19 protein-coding genes are annotated in these 20,579 nt (G+C 38.7%); 6 read left to right on the top strand and 13 right to left on the bottom strand.

What is annotated here, in order from left to right; genetic code table 11:
* Window positions 1–12: 12 nt before the first annotated feature.
* The 6 genes from GQR93_RS00900 to GQR93_RS00875 all read right to left on the bottom strand — a co-directional run bounded on the left by GQR93_RS00900 (window position 13) and on the right by GQR93_RS00875 (window position 5,836).
* On the bottom strand, window positions 13–1,296 hold the full coding sequence (locus tag GQR93_RS00900; RefSeq protein WP_003551362.1) for an MFS transporter: 1,284 nt from the start codon (window positions 1,294–1,296) through the stop codon (window positions 13–15).
* A gap of 419 nt (window positions 1,297–1,715) precedes the next feature.
* Window positions 1,716–2,564 (bottom strand): transporter substrate-binding domain-containing protein, encoded by an 849-nt coding sequence (locus tag GQR93_RS00895; protein ID WP_003551360.1) that lies wholly within the window; start codon window positions 2,562–2,564, stop codon window positions 1,716–1,718.
* A 30-nt stretch (window positions 2,565–2,594) separates the two neighbouring features.
* The gene (locus tag GQR93_RS00890; RefSeq protein ID WP_003551358.1) at window positions 2,595–3,335 is read right to left on the bottom strand and encodes an amino acid ABC transporter ATP-binding protein; all 741 of its coding nucleotides are present in this window, start codon (window positions 3,333–3,335) and stop codon (window positions 2,595–2,597) included.
* Window positions 3,328–4,017: an amino acid ABC transporter permease gene (locus tag GQR93_RS00885; protein WP_003551356.1), complete on the bottom strand. Its 690-nt coding sequence runs from the start codon at window positions 4,015–4,017 to the stop codon at window positions 3,328–3,330. Before GQR93_RS00885 ends, GQR93_RS00890 begins: the two co-directional genes overlap by 8 nt.
* The gene (locus tag GQR93_RS00880; protein ID WP_003551354.1) at window positions 3,998–4,657 is read right to left on the bottom strand and encodes an amino acid ABC transporter permease; all 660 of its coding nucleotides are present in this window, start codon (window positions 4,655–4,657) and stop codon (window positions 3,998–4,000) included. Before GQR93_RS00880 ends, GQR93_RS00885 begins: the two co-directional genes overlap by 20 nt.
* Before the next feature lie 411 nt (window positions 4,658–5,068).
* Window positions 5,069–5,836: an NADPH-dependent oxidoreductase gene (locus GQR93_RS00875; RefSeq protein WP_003551352.1), complete on the bottom strand. Its 768-nt coding sequence runs from the start codon at window positions 5,834–5,836 to the stop codon at window positions 5,069–5,071.
* Between the two features lie 231 nt (window positions 5,837–6,067).
* On the opposite strand from GQR93_RS00875, the gene GQR93_RS00870 reads away from it, so the two are divergent.
* Both GQR93_RS00870 and GQR93_RS00865 read left to right on the top strand, forming a co-directional pair.
* Window positions 6,068–6,757 (top strand): VIT1/CCC1 transporter family protein, encoded by a 690-nt coding sequence (locus GQR93_RS00870; RefSeq protein WP_003551350.1) that lies wholly within the window; start codon window positions 6,068–6,070, stop codon window positions 6,755–6,757.
* A 32-nt stretch (window positions 6,758–6,789) separates the two neighbouring features.
* Window positions 6,790–7,497, top strand: a complete 708-nt coding sequence (locus GQR93_RS00865; RefSeq protein ID WP_003551349.1) for a VIT1/CCC1 transporter family protein — start codon at window positions 6,790–6,792, stop codon at window positions 7,495–7,497.
* A gap of 58 nt (window positions 7,498–7,555) precedes the next feature.
* On the opposite strand, the gene GQR93_RS00860 is transcribed toward GQR93_RS00865, so the two are convergent.
* Window positions 7,556–8,212 (bottom strand): TetR/AcrR family transcriptional regulator, encoded by a 657-nt coding sequence (locus GQR93_RS00860; RefSeq protein ID WP_003551347.1) that lies wholly within the window; start codon window positions 8,210–8,212, stop codon window positions 7,556–7,558.
* Window positions 8,213–8,304: 92 nt separating this feature from the next.
* Here GQR93_RS00860 and GQR93_RS00855 point away from each other — a divergent pair, with 92 nt between their 5' ends.
* The gene (locus GQR93_RS00855; RefSeq protein WP_003551346.1) at window positions 8,305–9,336 is read left to right on the top strand and encodes an NAD-dependent epimerase/dehydratase family protein; all 1,032 of its coding nucleotides are present in this window, start codon (window positions 8,305–8,307) and stop codon (window positions 9,334–9,336) included.
* Window positions 9,337–10,150: 814 nt separating this feature from the next.
* On the opposite strand, the gene GQR93_RS00850 is transcribed toward GQR93_RS00855, so the two are convergent.
* The 4 genes from GQR93_RS00850 to GQR93_RS00840 form a co-directional block, all read right to left on the bottom strand.
* Window positions 10,151–11,794, bottom strand: a complete 1,644-nt coding sequence (locus tag GQR93_RS00850) for a hypothetical protein (RefSeq protein ID WP_003551344.1) — start codon at window positions 11,792–11,794, stop codon at window positions 10,151–10,153.
* A 245-nt stretch (window positions 11,795–12,039) separates the two neighbouring features.
* On the bottom strand, window positions 12,040–13,734 hold the full coding sequence (locus tag GQR93_RS00845; RefSeq protein WP_035444215.1) for an oleate hydratase: 1,695 nt from the start codon (window positions 13,732–13,734) through the stop codon (window positions 12,040–12,042).
* Window positions 13,735–13,786: 52 nt separating this feature from the next.
* The gene (locus GQR93_RS15535; protein WP_003551341.1) at window positions 13,787–13,909 is read right to left on the bottom strand and encodes a hypothetical protein; all 123 of its coding nucleotides are present in this window, start codon (window positions 13,907–13,909) and stop codon (window positions 13,787–13,789) included.
* Between the two features lie 104 nt (window positions 13,910–14,013).
* Window positions 14,014–14,589: a TetR/AcrR family transcriptional regulator gene (locus GQR93_RS00840; RefSeq protein ID WP_003551339.1), complete on the bottom strand. Its 576-nt coding sequence runs from the start codon at window positions 14,587–14,589 to the stop codon at window positions 14,014–14,016.
* A gap of 275 nt (window positions 14,590–14,864) precedes the next feature.
* Between GQR93_RS00840 and GQR93_RS00835 the strand changes: the two genes are divergently transcribed.
* Window positions 14,865–15,299: an Hsp20/alpha crystallin family protein gene (locus GQR93_RS00835; protein ID WP_003551338.1), complete on the top strand. Its 435-nt coding sequence runs from the start codon at window positions 14,865–14,867 to the stop codon at window positions 15,297–15,299.
* 120 nt (window positions 15,300–15,419) lie between these two features.
* Entirely contained in the window at window positions 15,420–15,854 is a 435-nt protein-coding gene (locus GQR93_RS00830; RefSeq protein ID WP_003551336.1) for an Hsp20/alpha crystallin family protein, read from the top strand.
* 69 nt (window positions 15,855–15,923) lie between these two features.
* Here the strand turns inward: GQR93_RS00830 and GQR93_RS00825 are convergent, their stop codons facing one another.
* Together GQR93_RS00825 and GQR93_RS00820 are read right to left on the bottom strand one after the other, a co-directional pair.
* A complete protein-coding gene (locus GQR93_RS00825) occupies window positions 15,924–17,717 on the bottom strand; it encodes an ABC transporter ATP-binding protein (protein ID WP_003551334.1) in 1,794 nt (597 codons plus the stop codon).
* Entirely contained in the window at window positions 17,710–19,467 is a 1,758-nt protein-coding gene (locus GQR93_RS00820) for an ABC transporter ATP-binding protein (RefSeq protein ID WP_003551330.1), read from the bottom strand. Before GQR93_RS00820 ends, GQR93_RS00825 begins: the two co-directional genes overlap by 8 nt.
* Window positions 19,468–19,735: 268 nt before the next feature.
* On the opposite strand from GQR93_RS00820, the gene GQR93_RS00815 reads away from it, so the two are divergent.
* Window positions 19,736–20,353, top strand: coding sequence for a DUF4349 domain-containing protein (locus GQR93_RS00815; RefSeq protein ID WP_225430411.1), 618 nt, complete (start codon window positions 19,736–19,738; stop codon window positions 20,351–20,353).
* Window positions 20,354–20,579: the final 226 nt, after the last annotated feature.

Below are 20,579 nucleotides of genomic sequence, written 5' to 3'. Positions count from 1 at the left end.
TATACGTCATTTTTAGTTATCTTTTGTTTGATCACTGGAAATCGTTGATGTTCGCACGTGCAGTAACCCTGTTACCATATGGCGAATGCTTGAAAGTACACTGCCAGAACTCAACGAAACTGCAGCAAGAACAACTAATATAGTACCGACTAATTCAATCATCACATCAAAGTTCATCACTAACTGAATATTTGTTTTTGACAACCACCCAGTCACAATTGGAATTGTAAAAGTCGCAATACTTCCAAAAGTGAAGTAGGTACCCGTAATAATACCCTTATGTTTTGGAAACATCTTCAACAAAACGTTCAAGGCAACCTGCATAACCCCACCTGCTGCAGTAAAACCAAATGCAAACGCAGCGATAAAGGTGACCAGGACAGTGGCCGAATGACTGACAACAAAAATTGCAAGTAGCGAGAGCGCGTTCATCGCAACCAGTAATTTAGTTTCCGACACTTTCATTTTCAGAAGAATAAAGTTGAAAATCACACCACTAATTGAACCAATACTATAAAGGGATAACAATCCGTGAGAAACCAATGAACTATAACCAAGATTATTTGTCGCAAACATACTAATCCACTGAGTAAATAAAATCATAATAGCCATTGTCGTATAGCCATAAATTGCGAGTGAAACTGTTGCAATAATTTTTCTTAATTTCGATGTATTCTCGTGATTTTCGATAAAAGCTTCATCAGCATGATTCATCTCGGGGAACTTTGCACCTCGAAGAATAAACAGGTTGGCAACAAGCACAAGCAACGTCCCGATAAATGACCAGCCAAACCATAAGCTCTTAGCTTCAAGCATCGCAATTGCCAATGGCAGGATAAACTCACCGAGTGACATAAAAGCTTTAATAAACACGTTTGAAGCGCTGGAACTACCGCCCATTTCAACAAAGGTCGGGTATGTGCCCGAATCAAGTGCCGAATTAGCAACTCCGGCAATAATAGCAAATACATATGCAATCGCAATATTATGAGTAAATGGGATCCCGATAAAGAAAACCATATAGCTTAAGGTTCCGGTTAAAACCAATTGACGGCGGCCAAATCGATCCGATAGGTAACCAAATAAAAAATATGCGATTAATTTACCGATTCCAATTCCTGAAATCACGTAGGAGACAGTTGCAATTGGTACTTTCCAGAAATTTCCAAGAGCCTGCATATTCTGAGTTAAAATAATCAACCCAATTCCATGAACAAGGTAGTTTAAGTAAAGGCTGATTGAAAGCCTCCGTTTGTTCGATTTTGTCATTGTATTCATCATAATGTCACTCTCCATCCCAAAGTATTAAAAAAGCCAGTTGGATTTGAGAATCCAGCTGGCTAATTTTCTACTCGCGTAAAAGAATTATCCTATCCAGCTAGACTCTGGCGTCTAGCTGGCAACAACCAATAACGGCTTTGCTGTTAGACGCGAACGCGTAGGCGCCCGCATCTACACGGGCGCTATCTAAACCAAGCATAGCCGTAATAATAGGCATTAAGTTGTTGAACAAGTTTCGTCATAGTAAAAATTCCTTTCCTGTTTGATGTTGAATCTATTAAAACATATTAGAAATTATCCGTCAACATTAAAATTATTTTAATATTCCGAATTCTTAGTAGCTCGCAATAACTTGTGTTTCCACAAAAAGCGAGAACCCAATCGGAAACTCAGGCGATCAAGTTCTCGCTTCATTCATTTATTAGCCGTCTCATTTATTTTGTCGGCAATACAATATCCGATGGTTTAACTTCTTTACCAAAATAAGGCTTTAAATCAGTATTGTAGTCACTAACAAAGAAACTTTTCTTAGTCAGCTTGGTAATTTCTTTATTTGTCCAATTAAGAAGTGACTTGTTCCCCTTCTTTACAGCCGGTGCAATGTACGATTTAGGTCCAATACTCTTAATGCCAACGGTATACTTAGAGTTACTCTTGGACCATGCATAAAGATATGAATTATCATCTGCAAGTGCAACACCACGGCCATTCTTCAATGCGTTAAATTGTTGTGTCTTGGAATCAAACTTTAGCAACTTGACATTTGGCTGTTTTGAAGTGAAGTAATTTTCAGCCGTTGTTCCTTTAGTCACAATGACATTCTTATTTTGCAACTGACTAACTTTAGTGATCGGCTTATTCTTAGGTGAAACAACGCCAACAGAAACTTTCATGTAGGGTTTTGCAAAACTCACAACCTGTTTACGCTCAGGCGTTACCGTAAAATTAGCTAAAACAAGATCGACTTTGTTTGAATTCAATGCGTCAACTCGGTTGTTGGCATTAACCTGAACAAATTTTACTTTTACGCCCAAGTCCTTAGCAACCTGGTGAGCTAATTTAACATCGTATCCAACCCGTTTACCATCTTTATTGACCCAACCATATGGTGGTAAATCGCCAAATACGGCCACCCGAATTGTTCCCTTTTTCTTAATTTGCGAAACTGAACTCGGATTGTTACTGGAACTCTTTTTACTATTGCCACAACCAGACAAAACCAGAAGCAAAGTTGCCAACACACTGACAACCGCAATCAACTTCGTTAACCAATGCTTTTTCATTATAAGTTTCCTCCTCAAGATATCACTCAGTTAAAAATCCATACTATCTAAAAACGCTTTTGCCCGATCCGTTTGAGGTGCTGTAAAAAATTGCTCGGATGGCGTTTGCTCCAAAATCCTGCCATCTTGCAAGAAGAGCACCCTATCAGCAATTTGTTTGGCAAAATTCATTTCATGGGTGACCACAATCATCGTCATATTATCTCGATTTGCTAAATTTTCAATAATTGTCAATACACCACGAACCATCTCGGGATCGAGTGACGCAGTTACTTCATCAAACAACATAAAATCCGGGTGAAGTGCCAATGCTCTGACAATCGCTACCCGCTGCTTTTGCCCACCAGATAATTCTCTGGGGTAGGCATTGGCATAATCATCTAGCTCCACACTCTTTAAAAGCGATAAGGCTTCAGAGCGAGCTGTTACTTTATCCTTTTTTTGAACCTTTGTAGGGCCGAGCAAAATATTGTCCATGACCGTTAAGTTTGGAAATAAGTCATAGCTTTGAAAAACCATTCCGATTTTTTGACGAATTTGTTGCCAGTTTTTCTCAGTTGGAATGATTTTTTGCCCTTCAAATGTAATCGTTCCTTTTTGATATATCTCCAGACCGTTCAGGCACCGAATCAGGGTACTTTTACCCGAACCGGACGGGCCAAGCAGCGTAACAACCTCTCCCTGCGCCACAGAAAAGTTAATATCATGTAACACATGTTTCTTTTGGTAAGACTTTTCCAAATGCTCAACCTGCAACACTTTTTCAGCCATTTTCCCGCTCCAATCTCTTCTTCTCTAATCGCTTTGCCCACCACGACAACGGATAATCAATCAGGAAGTAGAACAGGAATATTAATCCATAAACCCAAAAGACACCGGTCGGATAAGTATGATTATTGGCCTCAATAATCTGCTGACCAATATTAATGACATCCATAACCGAAATTAATAGCAGGATTGAAGTCGTTTTTATAACCCGAGTAGCTAAATTAATTGTTGCCGGAATTTCCAAATTAATCGATTGCGGAATCAAAACGTACCAATATAGCTGAAATCGACTTAAGCCTATCGCTTTGCCGGATTCAATCTGATGCTTGGGAACTGAAATCAGAGCGCCACGTACAATATCACTCATCTCTGCTCCAACCCAAAGTGCAAATACCAAAGTTGCAAGTTGATCAGCCGGCAAATTAAAGTTCATCTGCTTTGGCAAAATATAATAGAATAAAAACAGCAAAACAACGGTTGGAACAACTCGGAAAAACTCTAGGTAAAGTCTTAACACAATCCTTAACGGACGATTCTTAAACGTTCTCAAAACACCTAAGGCGATACCTAGAATAATACCCGCAATTAATGCAACCGCTGCAATCTTAACGGTTACCCAAAGTCCGCCAAGAAGCCGCATAAAGTTTGTTCCCTCGAGCAATACACTAATTCCCGAATGCGCCATAACGAACCCTCTTTTCCAGTAACGTTAACACAATTGACAACGGCACCAAAATGATGGCATACCCAATCACCAAGACCAATAAATACTCATTTGATCGATAATACATCCCGATTAAATCCAAAGCCGTATTAGTCAATTCAGGGATTGCAATCACTGTAAAGATTGAGGTCTCTTTGATCAAAAAGATGATATTTGCAGCCATTGCCGGTACGCTTAATGAAAATCCCTGGGGAAAGACAACGTATTTTGCCAATTGCCAACGACTCAGTCCGATTGCTTTTCCCGATTCCACTTGGCCCTTGGAAACGCCATTGAAACCACCCGTGAATCCCTCAGCCATATAACTACCACCTAAAAAGATCAAACCAATAATACCGCATAATTCGGCACCAAATTTAATTCCAATAACCGGAAAAGCGTAATATAAAAAGAATAACTGAATCAAGAGTGGTGTATTACGAGATATTTCAACATACACTGAGGCAATTTGGTGAAGAATAGGCACCTTAAAGTATTGAAACAAACTACAAATCAAGCCAACAATAATTGAGCCGATAATGCCAACAAAAGATAGCCATAACGTCAAAACAAAGCCTTTACCAAACATTGGCAAACTTTGCTGGATAATAGCCCAACTCATTAAAAATCATCTCCCGTCTTAATTCGATCAAAAAAGTTACCATATTAATCAACAGCATTTTAAAAATTAAATGTAAAAATCCCTGCTATCTTGGATTAGCCAAAATAACAGGGACGTTTTCAACGTGGTTCCACCCTACTTTGTGTTTAAGGACTGTATCGTCCCCACACACCTTCATTAGAATTTATAAAATTTTAGGGTTAATCCCTATCTCCAACTCAGAGTGCACTTTCAATCAACCTAACCCATTCTTTCACTATTAATGGTCGCTTTATATCAGGTTTTCGATTTACTCTTCTCGTCAATGTTGAAGTAAAAAACTGTCAACCAATTACTAATAAATGTAAAGTTAATTGCAAAAAAAGTCAACTGTTATTCTCATTATTTTATCATATAGCTTCTGCGCAGATTTTAATCTTCCGCTTGGCTAATCAAAAAGCCTTGAGACTTAATATTACTCAATAAATCAGCTCTAACGTGATGCCCGATTCCCAATTCGGAAACAATATGATGGCTGAAAGTTTCCACCCTGTTGTTAGAACCTCTACTTCGATAATAATCCGAAAGTAATTGATCGTATTGCTTTAACTGTGTTTTATCACTTCGTAACTGATATTGATTAACAAAATGAACTTCTTCTTGAGGCAATCTGGGCTTTAATTCCGGCTGATCTGCAGGGTATCCAATCGCAATTCCCAATAATGGAAACGTTAATTCCGGAAGCCCTAAAAGGTCAATTACTCTTTTTGAATCATTTAAAATACTACCCATAATGGTCGCACCAAGCCCCATACTTTCTGCTGCAACCATCACATTTTCGGTTGCAATGGATGCATCAAAAACTGCCGCTAAAAATTTATCAGTTGTGTGCAGAACAAACGGATCAGCATTTGCTTTCCTGGCAATTTGGAGATTACGATATTGGTCTGCAATCATCACAAAATAATGACTGCTTTTAAGTAACCATGGATGCCCGGTGATCTCTGCAAATTCACTCAGTATCCGCTGATCCGTTACGCTGATAATCGAATACTGTTGAGAAAAAGTGCTCGTAGAAGCATGCTGGGCAGCCTCAATCAGCTCATGAATCTGGTGATTTGTTAAGGTTTTATCCTTAAATTGTCGGATACTTCGGTGAGCTAACAATTGCTCAATTATTGGGTTGGTTGCTGATGACATAGACGTTGCCTCCTTAAATATAGATACCGTTTGAAACTCAAAAATAACTAATTTGGTAAAGTTTTTATAGATAGACTATGTATTTATGGAAATCTAAGTTAAAATTAAGGTGTGCCGAAATAATTTTATCTATATTAATCCGGTAATTTAATTTACATTTGTAATGAATTGAGATACAATAATAATCGATATCAGATAATAATCATTATAAATTAGAAAGCCGGTGTAACCATGGCACAAAACGCCAAGAAAAAAACTTTAGCACAGAAAATAAACGTCATGCGAGCCGCTGTAATGGGAGCCAATGATGGCATCGTGTCAGTTGCCGGAATTGTTATCGGTGTTGCAGGTGCTACGTCAAATAACTTTGCAATTTTTATTTCCGGAATTTCTGGAATGTTAGCCGGAACCGTTTCAATGGCTATGGGGGAATTTGTTTCTGTAAACACCCAGAAGGATTCACAAAGAAATGCCATTAATCAGCAAAAAAATGCACTCGCAAAATCATATGATCATGAATATGGCGCTGTCCGTCAGAAGCTCGTGTCAGACGGTATTTCTACCGATCTTGCAGAACAAGCAACTAAAGAAATGATGACACGCGATCCATTAAAAACATCGGTTCGACAAAAATACGGCTTTAACGTTGGTGAGTTTACGAACCCACTCTCAGCTGCAATTGCCTCAATGATTTCCTTTCCGACAGGATCTATTTTACCACTTGTGGCAATCACAATGTTTCCTAAGTCAATCAGAATTATTGCAACTGCCATTGCGGTTATCATTGCCTTAGCAATCACAGGGTTTACCGCTGCAAAGCTTGGAAACTCTAACACCAATCGAGGTATGTTTAGAAACGTTGTTTCGGGGATTTTGACTATGACAGTCACTTATATTATCGGAACCTTAATCGGTTCGTAATCTTGATACCATTTTATCGGGGGAAGAGAAAAATGATGAGTATTCGTTCAAAAAAGAAAGAAAAGCCATCTCAAACGATGGATGAAAAACTAAACTCCTTAAGAGCCGGTGTCTTAGGATCCAATGATGGTATCCTGACGGTTGTCGGCGTCCTGTTTAGTGTTGCTGTTGCTACTACAAATCAATTCACTATTTTCATTGCAGGACTTTCCGATCTTCTAGCCTGTGCGTTTTCAATGGCTTCCGGTGAATATGCCTCTGTAAGTACCCAAAAAGATACCGAACAATCCGTTGTCAGAAAAGAGAAAGAACTTTTAAAAACCAACTATAAGCAACAACTGCAAACTGTTTCCGATTATTACGTCGATCAAGGCGTCACAAAACAAACGGCTGACAAGATTGCAGATGATCTTATGAAGAAGAAACCCTTGGAAACTATCGTTAATATTAAGTATGATCTTCAACTAGGCCATTATATGAATCCATGGGACGCAGCATTTTCTTCCTTATTCTCTGCAGCTGCAGGAGGCATCTTTCCATTAGTAGCAATGACGGTCACACCCGTTGCCTATCAGTGGCAGGCCACCATCCTTGCCGTTTGTTTTTCAGTTGCATTAACTGGGTTTATGAGCGCTCGTTTGGGAAACGGTCTTGTAAAAACCGCTATGATTCGAAATGTGCTTGTTGGTATTATTACCATGATTATTCACTATTCCTTGGGAATGTTGTTACAAGCCTAGTTAATTAATTATAATTGTTACCCTTTCGTCAATCGTTAAACTTTAGCGATTGACTTTTTTAATAGGAAATTACGCTAAAATAAGTATCGTTTAATTCCTGCCAAATTATTTTCAAAAGTTCTTGATTGCTTAAAAAGGCATTTGCGACCAATGATTGATCGTTAACCGTGCCCCGGATTTCAATTTCTAAATAATTCCCAAGTAGTTTTTGAGCTTTTTCTAAATTAAATTTATTGTCTATGGCGTGGCTTAACGCAGCGTGAATCATCAACTCATCCTGAATAAACAAGTTTTCAAAATCGATTTGCTGGATGATAATATTTTCATTTTGAAGCTTAACCATAACTGATAAAAAAGATGATTTAAAGGTATGATATGCCTGTTCCAGCTTAATAGATAGCTCAGGAAAATATTGTTTTAGTTCAGTTCTAAAAATCGGTGACTGCGCACCAATAAGTAATAATTGATTCAGTTTAATCCGCACATAATCAGTAACTGTCGATTTAAAATCTTCGTGAAGTTGCTGATTAATAAATTTTAAATGGCGATCAACAACAGCAGTGACAATTTCCTGTTTATTTTTAAAATAGATATATAGCTTTGCACGGCTAACATTTGCACGCTTTGCCAATTCATTCATTGACAAAGTATTAAATCCATTTGCTGTCATAATGTGGTTTAATTTGTCGACAAGCTCTATTTTCCTATCCACCATTTTTCAATTCCTCTCATCTACCATCTTTATTGACAAATTATACAAAAAGAAGTATATTTTGTCTAATATCAGGACTAAAGGGGAATCTGAAGATGAAGACAATCGTTGTTACCGGTGGTTCCGGCTTTGTTGCTGGCTGGATCATCAGAGAACTACTCACTCATGATTATAAAGTTCGTGCATCATTACGAGACACTTCTAGGGCAGAAGAAATTGGTCAGGGAATCATGCTACTTCAACCAACAGCACTTTCAAAGAATTTATCTTTCTTTAAAGCTGATCTGACAAATGATAATGGTTGGGATGAGGGAATGAAAGGGGCAGATGGCGTGATTCACGTTGCTTCACCTCTTGGTCACGGTACTGAATCAGTGGAAGAGATGGTCAAGGTAGCAAAGGGCGGTACGCTTACCGTTTTAAAAGCCGCAAAAGATAATCATATCAAACGAATTATCATGACAAGTTCAGAGGCCGCCTCAACACCATCTATAAGCGTTGGTGAAAAGACAATTGACGAAAACTTTTGGTCAGACATTAAAAATCCAGAATTGGATGCGTATAGAATCTCCAAAATTGAGGCCGAAAGAGCTGCTTGGCAATATGCAAAGGACAATCAACTACAATTAACAACAATTTTACCCGGTGCAGTTTTTGGCCCCATTCTTTCACCAGATCGCTTAAGTTCTGATGAGATCTTATTAAAATTGCTAAACGGTGAACGAATGATTCCAAAAGTGCCGATGGAAATCAGCGATGTTCGCGATTTGGCAACCTTACACCGTCTTGCATTAGAAAAAGATGTCGCAATCGGCCATCGATTTCTGGCAGCTGACCAAAAACTAACGATGGCAGAAATCGCGCAAATCTATCAAAAACAGTATCCAAGGCTACAACTTAAATTCACCTATCTGCCAAATTGGGTTACTGTCCTTGCTTCAAAGTTTTCACCTTCATTACGTCCGCTGGTGCCGATGCTAAAACGAAAGTATAGCCATACAACCCAGTCCGCGCAAAAATTATTAGGTTGGAAGCAGCGACCCGTTCAGAAAACGATAACTGATGCTGCTGATTTATTGATATTCAATAAGTTAGTTAAAAACATTCCTGAAAAAACATACCGTTAAATCCTCAACTTAAACATTATCGGGTAATCCCTAAGAGTTCACAAAAAATTGTGGATTCTTTTTTTACACTCATTTCTTGAGTGCACTATACTCAAGAAACTGTATGAAAATTATTTTCATTTTAATCCCACAAGTTCGCGAACCAGTTCGTGATAGGTTTCCGATTTAAAAATTATTGAGAGTGCTTCCCACAGTCTTGCGTTTAATATAGTGAACAAGCCGGCGGCAACTTTAAGCTTTCCCCAACACATCCCTATTTTAGTTTTAAATCTATCTTAGTCCACACTTTGAAGGCCACACAATGCCTTCCTTTTTAATGACCTCTCTATGCAAAAAGGAACTCGTACTGTTGTAATCTGTTCATGTTCATATTAAAAGTCAAGCTGTTTAAAAACCGCCTCAATTATTTTATAGCTTTGTTCTAAATAATGATGAACTTTAAGCTTACTTACGCATCATTAAAATTGCGATTTTTAAGCCCCATCCCATATTAACAATTAATTAATACGCTTATGATCAACTATGAGCGCAAAGTCGTAAACCATCCTTTAAATAGAACCGTTATCAAAACTACTATGGCTATGGATAACTATCATATCAATCCATAATAAAGCAAAAAAGGTAAATTTAATAAGCCTGCTGTTTTGGCAGAATTTTAATGCGTCAATTTTTTGATGACTTTAATAAACCTGAATACTAGTGCTTGTCTTGTCATTTCAATGCAATTTAGCTTACTGTGTCACAGTACCCCCTAGTTCTATCTGCTTGATAGAAAGGGATCCTTATGGCTCAAAAATTTTATATTAATTTATGTTTATGCTGCCACAGCTGTACTAACACTATTACTACCTGCAGTCGCCGTTCCTGTTGTTGAAGCTGTCATTGTTTGAGTTGCGCTTTGATCCTGTGTACTCTGCTGATCATTGGTTGTCGATGATGCTTGTGTTTGGTTACTACTACCATCATCAGAACTTGTTGAAGTTGCATTAGTATTAGTCGTCGTTGCCGAATGACTATCGCTTGTTGTCTGAGATCCATTTTGAGTATTATCAGTATTTCCACTGCTATCTACCGTTGAAGATTCCTGAGAATTCGTATTGTCCTCACCTACAGCAGGCGTTTGGTTATTATCAGTTGTTGGCGAGGTTGGCGTTGTTTGATCGTTACTGTCTGCATTTGAGTTAGTATTAGATGATTGGGAAGCATTATTATTTGATGCGCCATCATCATTCTTTTGGGAAGAATCACCTGCTTTATTTACAGTTGAATCGCTCTTGTTGTTTTTGTTTGAGGTTTTCTGATTATCATTACTATCTTTATTAGTTGTTTTCTTACTGTCAGAAGCCTTAGTTTTGTCACTCGTCGTCTTTTTACCGGTTTCAGTTTTCTTTGTCTTCACAGTTGACTTCGAGGACTTTTGACTATTAGATCTTGCTGCTTTTTTATCGTTATGGCGGCTTGTATTTTTGTTCGATACACCGTTACCTGACCTATTTACGCCACTATTATATGAAACCGGACGATAGGTAACGTTAGCAGAAGATGATCCTGTTCCCCGACCATAGTCTTTATTATTGGTTTGAGAAGTTGTAGCGGTCCAATTTGTCTTTTGAGAACCATTTGAGGCGTAATTATTACTTGTATTGGCAGTTGCATCCCCATAATGACTAATCGTTGTGGTATGACCATACGCTTCTTGAGACGTCGAAGTTGCCGACCGATCGTTACTGTACTGTCCACTTGCCTGTGGAGCAACGGTACTTTGAGTATCACTTACAGCGCCAGCTTTAACTGGATAACTATTTTCCCGAGCACCTGTTGTGTGATTACTGGAATTGTTATCTGCTGACTGACTATCTCTGGACTTATTGGTCGTACTTGTTGATTTATTTTTAAAATCGCTTTGATCTTTCTTGGACGCCGTATCAGCTTGTTTTTGAGCATATTTACCAGACTTGATCTTATTATTGGTTATTTTAATCTTTTGTCCATTATAAGTGGCTTTAATCTTAGTGATTTTAGAAAGCTTCTTGGTTGGAATAGCATACGCTTGCTTATATGTACCAGACTTAACATCCTTTTCAAACGTTAATAGAAGGGCAGTATCTTTTTTGGTTGTATGTTTAAAAGGCAGGTTTTTTTCAACACTTGCCTGCATATTCTTCAAATCAACATTTTTCTTGTCAAATTCAAACTTCAATTGATCTTTTTTTGCAAACGCATTTGTAATAGTCGGCTTAACGGTTACCTTTAAAATTGGTACATGCTTGGAATAAACAACCGTCGCCTTAACAACCTTGTTTACATCAAATTTATCCGATTTCTTCGCAGCACTAGCCATTCCCTGACCATCACTAAAGAGACTATTTGCAACCGAACTGCCAAATAGTGGTATGAATAAGATTAAAGCGGCTATTGCCAAAAAAAGTCGTTTGAATTGTTTGTCAAAATGCGTCATAAGAATTCCCTTCTTTAATATGGAGACATAAAGTGTGTTTTAAGTGTAACGCAAACTATAACTAATTTATAGAATACCATTTTTGGATTTATTTTTCTATGCCTAGAGATGATTTCATCACAATCCGTTAGTTGTCACATTGTCATCCCCTCTGTTAATTTTTATTAATACAAAAAGCATTCAAATTTATTCACTGAATTTGAATGCTTTCTCCAACTGTTATTGCTTATTGTGCTCCTCAAACATTATTCAAACATTTTCTTTGTTGCTTTTGCCAACGTCTTTGGATCTCGATCATAACGCTTGTTTTTAACTAATTTTGCCATTGGAACACCGGCAAAGTGATAGGCAGCAATTTCACCGGAACGAACCGCACTTTGTTCCGTGAAAACCATTTGATATGGCTGTTCAACAAACTCACCGGTAAACGCTAAATTAGTTGAATGCTGTGGAATCACTTTTGGTCGATCCGACTTGGCCCGATTATTAAACAACGCAGATGCATAGGGCATATAAACCGGAATGCAATTGATAATACTGTCAAGAATCTCCTGTTTCTTATCCATAATATTACCGGGGCCGGGATCAACTTTTGATAATTGACCAATCAATTCCTCAGCCATTTCTTTACCCGTCATTTTAATATATTCTTTTTGGACAAATTCACCGCGGCGCCGAGGATAAAGGAAATATCCCCAAATAACGGACTCATTTGGTTTTTGCGTTGTAAAATGCGGTTGGTGATGGACAACAATCGACATATTAACGTCCTTATGCCCCAGTGACGTAATCGGCGAAGTAGATAAGAACGAATTAAGTGCATTACCTGGTACTTGAGTAGTGATTCGGGTGATTTCATTTAACAAAACATGATTACTTGTCGTTAAAGTAAAACTGGACCATTCACTGGCATTTCGATCGTTAAAGAACTTGTCTGGATTTCCCAAATTATAGAAACGGGCAGTTGCCTTTTTCCAAAGACTCGCTGCAGCCCCGTAATCCATATTCTCCGCAGCTGGTGTATTGTAATCTCCAAGAGTCGCAGAGTCAGTGATTGAGCCATTTGTAAAGATAACGGCTGTATCGTCATCAACGTCAACATGTTCCTCTTCGTTGGTTTCAGTATTGGTCATGGTTAACCCCGTGACCGTAATTTCATCCTGCATCGGTGTATCCTTAAAATCAAAATCCGTCACTCGTCGATTTAAAATTATATTGACGCTCTGATCTTTCAAATAATTGATTAAGGGCAGCATCATACTTTCAAATTGATTATAACGCGTCCGATTAACACCTACTAAATGTTCAATCTGTGTGAACTCATAAATCATCATGTGCATATAACGGCGCAACTCTTGAGCCGAACTTTGAGTTCGAAAAGCAAACGTTGTTTCCCACATATACCAAAAATGTGTTTCAAACATATGCGGATCATCTTGAAAATAGTCGGCAATGGTTACATTGTCGAGTTTTTCCTCTTTAGAATCCGGCATCAAGATTAATTCTGTCAGTTTAAGACGGTCTTTGTTATTTAATCCAAGTTTTCCAGCATTTAGAATACCTTTACCACCCTCCATCAAACGGGCCTTGTCAAAGGTCCGATGATGAGCATCAAAATCTCTGGTATCTTCAGCTGCAGTCATCCCGGGCTCAGTAGCTGACGGGACTCTGCTTAACAAGTCCATTAAATCAACATATGTTCGATAATTAAGCATCCGTCCGCCTCGAGCGACAAACCCCTTGGTGTTTTCCAACGGATGATTTTTATTCCAATATTCATCAGCAGCATCATTAGCAGCAGAACCATCATTTGATCCGTGATCATCTAACGAATAGAAGGTAATTTGATTACCATTCCAATGACCTTCTTGGATCAAGTACACTGCTGCAGCCATATTTGCAAGACCGGCACCAATCATAATCGCTTTATTCTTTGTCATCATAAAACCTCCCTGATAAATCCGATCAATTTCAACTCATTTTATACATATACTATTTGGCTTCATACTCATCATATAAGTGGGAATCATCCTCAAACCAACCAATTGATTTCAAAAAATATAAACTGGCCACGGTTAGTCCAAGCCCAAAAATCAATAATTCTTTATGTTTCATTGTGACACTTCCAATCAATAGTTTATAGATTATCTGGTAACCTTGTAAGCTGTTACGTTATACTCTCATTCTAAAGTTGTTTCTCTAAAATTAAAATGGTCAATTCAACTCATTTGCCCAAATCCTTTCACTCGCTGACCGTTTCGAATTGCATTATCGATACCCCCAGTTAGCATAATTGATGCTCGTTGAATCACATCTGCTTTTGATTCTTTCAAATCATTGGAAAGCCATTGAACAACTTGCATCACCAATGCCCATCCATAGAAGTCCTGGATTGACTCGGTTAATTTTTTAGAAACATTTCGATCCGAATGAATAATAACCTTACCAACCAAATCACTTGCAACCGAATAAAGAAAATTTTCCAACAAATCACGCGCAACAGAATGAAACGTATTCATACAAAACGTTTTATTATCTTCAATATAATTGAGAATCAACCGATAAGCCACCTTCCAATCTTCAATCTTAGTATAGGCATTAATATTTGATAGCAAATCTTGTTTATAGACCCATTCCAAAAGCGAATAAATATCTTCAAAGTGGTAGTAAAAAGTATTGCGGGTTAAATCTGCTTTCTGTGTCAGCATATCTATCGTTATTTTATCAACCGGCGTCGTCATCATAAGTGACTTAAGTGTTCCGCCGAGCTTAATTTTAGTATCTGATCTTTTCACGTAGACAACACCTCAAATTGCAATTCAAATAGTGATCTTAAAAAGTCTTCATTTATAGTATACCGTTCCAGCAACGGTTCGCTATTGTCTTACAAATAAGATGAAAGATTTTATGATAATTAGCACTCTAAACACGAGAGTGCTAATTACTAGCATTCTTGTTCAAACTGATTATTATAGAAGATGAAAGGTAAAGGGGAACCAAAAAAGAAAAAAATAGTGTTCCGTCAACTTTTACCGATCATAAAATTTTGTATATAAGGAGATTGGTAGTTATGGCAAATGACTTAATGAATCGTTTCGATGTTGACCCATTCTTTGATCGTATGGCACGTCACTTCTTTAGCCCAAGTAATTATGATAATGATTATGCAAACTTTGGCAATTTAAAGACTGACATTAAAGAAACCGATAAGGATTATACTTTAAAGATCGATGTACCAGGCGTTGATAAGCAAGATATCCATCTGGCCTATCAAAACGATACATTGTCACTAAACATTAACCAAGATCATTCATCTGAACAAAAAGATGAGAACGGTCGAGTTATTGCCAGTGAACGTAGTCATGGTGTCATGTCACGCAGCTACACATTGCCCGGTGTTGACCGCGACCACATTGCTGCATCGGTAGACGATGGTGTTTTAAATGTGACATTGCCAAAAGTTACTGAAAGTCATGATCAGGATGGTCATATCGAAATCAACTAATTCTATTTAAAAAATAAAAACGCTAACTCAATTAACATTAATTGGGGGAATGAGAGAAGTTTCATTTCACCGATTGAAACGCTTCATAATCCAATAACTTTTAAAAGGGAGATTGGTATTATGGCAAATGAAATGATGAATCGTTTTGCAGTGGATCCATTCTTTGATCGTTTAGCACGTCGCTTCTTCAGTCCAACTGAATGGGAAAACGACTCAGTAAATATGGGTGCCCTTAAGACTGATATTAAAGAAACTGATCAGGATTATATGGTTAAGGTTGACGTTCCTGGAATTGATAAGAAGAACATTCACTTGGCTTACAATGATGGCGATTTAGCATTAAATATTGACCAAACTCATGCTTCCGAAAAGAAGGACGAACAAGGTCGGGTTATTGCCAGTGAACGTAGTCACGGTGTTATGTCCAGGACTTACGAACTTCCTAGTGTCGATCGTGATCATATTTCAGCTCAGGTTGAAAATGGCGTTTTAAACATTGTTTTGCCAAAAGCTGCTAAAAGTAACGACAAGAACAGTCAAATTGAAATCCAATGATTGTTTATCATCACAAAAAGCGGAAACCACATTTGGTGGTTTCCGCTTTTTTTATTTACTGATCTTTTCTTAATCCAGATGCGCTGAATTTTGCAGTTTGATCATATCATAGTAATACCCACGTTTTTTCAGCAACTCATCATTTGTTCCTCGTTCTACAATTCGACCCTTTTCCAGAACCAGTATGAGATCTGCGTTCTGAATAGTTGATAGCCGATGGGCAATTGCGATCGTTGTTCGGCCTTCCTGAAGTTTTGCCAGTCCCTTTTGAATAACCTGCTCAGTTTCAGTGTCGATATTGGCAGTTGCCTCATCCAGGATTAAAATTTTAGGATCCGTTACCAGCGTTCTCGCAAAAGAAATCAACTGTCGCTGACCACTTGAATAACTGGCCCCACGTTCAATCACTCGCGCCTCATACTGATCGGGAAGTGCTTCAATAAACTGATCTGCTTGAACAAAGTGAGCGGCTTTGCGAACTTCTTCATCCGTAATATGCTCATTAAACATTCGAATATTGGACGAAACCGTCCCGTAAAACATAAAGGGCTCTTGGAGGACTAACCCCATTTTCTCTCGCAGTTCTTTAATCGTATAATCCCGAATATCACGATCATCAATCAAGATTTCACCACTGCCAAACTCGTAAAACCGCATCAAAATGTTAATAATAGAAGTTTTCCCACTTCCGGTTTCACCAACCAGCGCTATGGTTTGCCCCGGTTCGGCAACAAAAGAGATATCATGGAGTACCGGGTTTTGACCATCGTAGGCAAACGTCACATGACGAAATTCAATCTTCCCCTGAGCGATCGTTGCCCCTTCAACCGAATGCTGTTGAGGCTCCATCGTTTGATCGTCCATAATTCGAAGCACTCGCGAACCGGCAACTACACCATCCTGAAAGTCTGACAAACGATCCATCATATTAGACATCGGGTTATAAAAATTATCAAGATAAGTGACAAATGCATAAATGACACCGGCGGCCACATAACCATGTAAACCGCGAACACCAAACATACCTAAGACCAGAACACTTCCCAAAGCATAAAATAAATTAATAATCGGGTTTAACAATAACGAGTTAATTCGAATCATTGCACGTCGCGTATTAAAATACTGATCATTTGTATCGTTAAATTCATGGTTCACCCGTTTTTCCTGTCGAAACTGCTGAATCACACTGATCCCGGTAATACCTTCAGCTAATTTAGCATTTAACAGACTAAGCCGCTCGCGCATTCGTCGGTATACACGTGTGCTATACCGCTGATAGTACCAAACGGTAACTGCTAAAAACGGCATAAATATAAGCAGCCAAAGTGCAATCGTCGTGTCAGCAAGCAGCATTGCAATGAACGAAGAAATCATCGCTGAAATTGTGACCACCAAACTACTGAACAATGCCCAGAAGTTTGAAAAGGCCATTGTATCATTTGTTAATCGTGAAAGAATCGAGCCGCTTGGGGTTTGGTCAAAATAGCGCATTCCTAATCGATGCAGCTTTGAAAACAACTGTCGCCTAGTATTTTCAAGCATATATTCGGCACCCATTTCGTACAGATAGGTTTGTGCAAACTGCATGATTGCTTTCATGATCATCCCAAAGAAGTAAAGGCCGGCAAAAAACCACATGACTTTAAAATCCGGATGACCAACCACTAAATGTGAATCCATAAAAGTCTGAATGATCCTCGGCAACAAAATATTAACAACAGAAACCGCAATCGCAAAGAAAACGGAAAAATAAAAGTACCATTTATATGGTGCAGCATAGTGAAACAAACGACCAATAATATGAATCTGTTCTTTAACAGGGATGCTTTCCGACCATGCTGACTGACGCTTCGAACTAGCCATTATTTTGCCCTCCTTTCACCTTGGTTTCCAATTCTTGACGTTCAAACATATCATGATACCAACCCCCGAGCGTCATTAGTTCATCGTGAGTTCCCCGCTCCGCAATTCGGCCATCATTAATAACCAGGATCTCATCAGCATTCATAACAGAACTCAGTCTATGAGCAGAAATAATGGTCGTCTTTTCTTTTCTTTCAGAACGTAAATTATCAAGAATTTGGGTTTCCGTTTCGGCATCAACAGCTGACAATGCGTCATCCAAAATCAAAAGTTCAGGGTTAATTAGTAAGGCCCTGGCAATTGCAAGTCGCTGTCTCTGACCACCGGAAAGAGAAATGCCCTCTTCGCCGACCGCTGTATCGTAGCCATCCGGCATTCCTTTAATTTGATCAAATAAATCGCTCTTTTGGGCTGCCAACTCGACTTGTTTTTGACTGGCTTGAGGCCTTGCAAAGCGGATATTTTCGCGAATTGAATCTGAAAATAAAAATGTATCCTGCGGTACATACCCGATTGCCGGAATTAACGCGTCCATTTTGTAGTGTCGGATATCAATGCCGCCAAATTTAATTGATCCTTTATAATTATCGAACTGCCGCAAAATCAAACGAAGAATCGTACTCTTTCCGGAACCGACTTTCCCTACCAACCCAACTGTTTTTCCAGCCGGCACTTCAAAATTAATCTGTTGTAAGGCAAGTCGATCATCTCCTGGATAAGCAAACTGTTGCACATCATACTTAATTTCACCTTTCGGAGACTGATTTGCGCCATCAGGGTCATCAATAACCTTACTTTGTTGCTTCAATAAATCCATGACCCGATCATAACTGGCATTCCCACGTTCAAGTGTGTTAAATAGCATACCAACGGCAAACATCGGCCAGATCATCATGGCTAAATAAGAAACAAACGACACTAATGATCCAATCGTGATCTGACCGGTTGTCACCAAATAGCCGCCGTACACAATCGTAATGACATATGATAAAGAAATGATCATTGTTGTCATCGGATCAAACAATGAATCAAGTCGGTTAACCCGCCGATTAATATTGATTGTTTGGGCAACTTGGTTATCAAAATCCGCCATATCTTCTTTCTGCTGACCCAGCCCTTTGATCACTTTGATTCCTGTAATACTTTCTTCTGCCTTGTTATTCAACCGTGAAAATGCTGCTTGCGAATCACGAAAAGCTATATGAATTTTTGATCCCATATATCGCGCCATAACAGCCAACAACGGAAATGGCACAATCGCAATAATTGTGAGTCGCCAATCAATCAAACTAACCATGGCGATCAACGTTGTTCCACCAGTAATCATAGAATCAGCAAATTGAAGAATGCCACCGCCGGCAACTCGTTGAATCGCTGATAAATCATTGGTTGCATGAGCCATTAAATCCCCAGTTCGATATTTTTGAAAAAAGGCCTGATCCATTTGAGTATAATGCCAAAACAAACGATTTCTGAGAACTTTCTCAAGTTTGGCAGCTTCACCCCAAATAGCCGTCCGCCACATATAGCGACTTCCATATTGTGCAATTGCCACAACGGCCAGTACAATTAACAAAATCATCAGATTGTTGGCGGCGAGTTTGCCGCTGTGAATAGCATCTACTAAAACACCAATAATTCTTGGTGGAATAATTGCTAATAACGCAGTCAATATCAAACCGCACACCCCAACCATATAGGTTTTCCATTCCTGCTTAAAATACCAACTCAATTTAACAAAGATGCTCATCGGATTCACCTCTTACATTAGAAATTAATTAGACAGAAACAATGATAGCACAAATCCCTGATATTGTTGGGCAAAAGGCCATCTCCCGCAACAACGATGACTAATACTTATGGCCGATCTTTCACAACAGTTAACAACAATATTTCCACTTACTGATGTTGCTCACGAGACCGTAACCGTCCTGTTATAATTAATTGTTGTTTACTTTGATTTTAATGTATAATAAGGGGTTGAAAGCAATAACGTAACGATACATAACATAACGGTGGTGATTCAATTGAGTGAACAGGAAAAACAGGGTTGGACAATGAAACAGATCGCTGATGAACTCAGCGTGAATAAAATGCGGGTCTACCGAACGATTTCAAGGCTTGGCTTAACAGAGGCGTTTAAAAAGGGCCAAACGCTTTACTTCGATCAAGAAGCGAAAAATGCCGTTGAAAGCGCGATTCGACAAACCGAACCGGCAAATGCCCAAACAGCATCGCAACCGAGACAGACTAATCGCAGTGCTACAGAAAACGACTTACTCGAATCATTGAATGATCGGGTAAAGGCCCAACAAACGCAAATCGAAACGTTAACACGTCTCCTTGATCAATCTCAGCGTTTGCAATTAGTTGCCGAACAGCGGACTCAAAAGGTTGAAAGACAAGTAACCGAATTGCAGCAGCAGATCAGCACACCATCCGCTGTCGCAACACTTACAAGGGCACCTCAAAGTAATGAACGCGGCCAATTAGATCCTGACTATTTCGACAAGGATCAGGCAGAAAAACAACAAGTAGACAATCAGGGTCAGTCATCCAAGGTAAAGATTATTCAAAAACCTGAAAAAGAGGACGGCAACTTCTTTAAACACTTTTGGCAAAAGCCAATGCTATAAGATGATACCAATTTTACGACACATATCTACTTTTCAGAAGGACACGAAAGCGGGACAAAATAATTTGAGCCCCGGCTTCATGCCTTCTTTTTTAACTTAATTGTTAATTCCAAAATCAGGTGACAGGTATTTCTTTATTGAATTAGCCCGACGACAATCTCAATGACAAGGCACTACCGTTGAAGTTTCATTATGATAGTGTTAGTATTTTGTCATCAATTATCAT

This window comes from Lentilactobacillus hilgardii, from assembly GCF_009832765.1.
Lineage (GTDB): Bacteria > Bacillota > Bacilli > Lactobacillales > Lactobacillaceae > Lentilactobacillus > Lentilactobacillus hilgardii.
The sequence above is the reverse complement of the archived record's forward strand: the minus strand, read 5'-3'. Positions and strand labels throughout refer to the sequence as shown.

Excerpts from the sequence above, each read along its gene's own strand:
- GQR93_RS00900 (WP_003551362.1), bottom strand. The coding sequence starts at position 1,296 with ATGGAGAGTGACATTATGATGAATACAATGACAAAATCGAACAAACGG.
- GQR93_RS00895 (WP_003551360.1), bottom strand. The coding sequence starts at position 2,564 with ATGAAAAAGCATTGGTTAACGAAGTTGATTGCGGTTGTCAGTGTGTTG.
- GQR93_RS00890 (WP_003551358.1), bottom strand. The coding sequence starts at position 3,335 with ATGGCTGAAAAAGTGTTGCAGGTTGAGCATTTGGAAAAGTCTTACCAA.
- GQR93_RS00885 (WP_003551356.1), bottom strand. The coding sequence starts at position 4,017 with ATGGCGCATTCGGGAATTAGTGTATTGCTCGAGGGAACAAACTTTATG.
- GQR93_RS00880 (WP_003551354.1), bottom strand. The coding sequence starts at position 4,657 with ATGAGTTGGGCTATTATCCAGCAAAGTTTGCCAATGTTTGGTAAAGGC.
- GQR93_RS00875 (WP_003551352.1), bottom strand. The coding sequence starts at position 5,836 with ATGTCATCAGCAACCAACCCAATAATTGAGCAATTGTTAGCTCACCGA.
- GQR93_RS00870 (WP_003551350.1), top strand. The coding sequence starts at position 6,068 with ATGGCACAAAACGCCAAGAAAAAAACTTTAGCACAGAAAATAAACGTC.
- GQR93_RS00865 (WP_003551349.1), top strand. The coding sequence starts at position 6,790 with ATGATGAGTATTCGTTCAAAAAAGAAAGAAAAGCCATCTCAAACGATG.
- GQR93_RS00860 (WP_003551347.1), bottom strand. The coding sequence starts at position 8,212 with ATGGTGGATAGGAAAATAGAGCTTGTCGACAAATTAAACCACATTATG.
- GQR93_RS00855 (WP_003551346.1), top strand. The coding sequence starts at position 8,305 with ATGAAGACAATCGTTGTTACCGGTGGTTCCGGCTTTGTTGCTGGCTGG.
- GQR93_RS00850 (WP_003551344.1), bottom strand. The coding sequence starts at position 11,794 with ATGACGCATTTTGACAAACAATTCAAACGACTTTTTTTGGCAATAGCC.
- GQR93_RS00845 (WP_035444215.1), bottom strand. The coding sequence starts at position 13,734 with ATGACAAAGAATAAAGCGATTATGATTGGTGCCGGTCTTGCAAATATG.
- GQR93_RS15535 (WP_003551341.1), bottom strand. The coding sequence starts at position 13,909 with ATGAAACATAAAGAATTATTGATTTTTGGGCTTGGACTAACCGTGGCC.
- GQR93_RS00835 (WP_003551338.1), top strand. The coding sequence starts at position 14,865 with ATGGCAAATGACTTAATGAATCGTTTCGATGTTGACCCATTCTTTGAT.
- GQR93_RS00830 (WP_003551336.1), top strand. The coding sequence starts at position 15,420 with ATGGCAAATGAAATGATGAATCGTTTTGCAGTGGATCCATTCTTTGAT.
- GQR93_RS00825 (WP_003551334.1), bottom strand. The coding sequence starts at position 17,717 with ATGGCTAGTTCGAAGCGTCAGTCAGCATGGTCGGAAAGCATCCCTGTT.
- GQR93_RS00820 (WP_003551330.1), bottom strand. The coding sequence starts at position 19,467 with ATGAGCATCTTTGTTAAATTGAGTTGGTATTTTAAGCAGGAATGGAAA.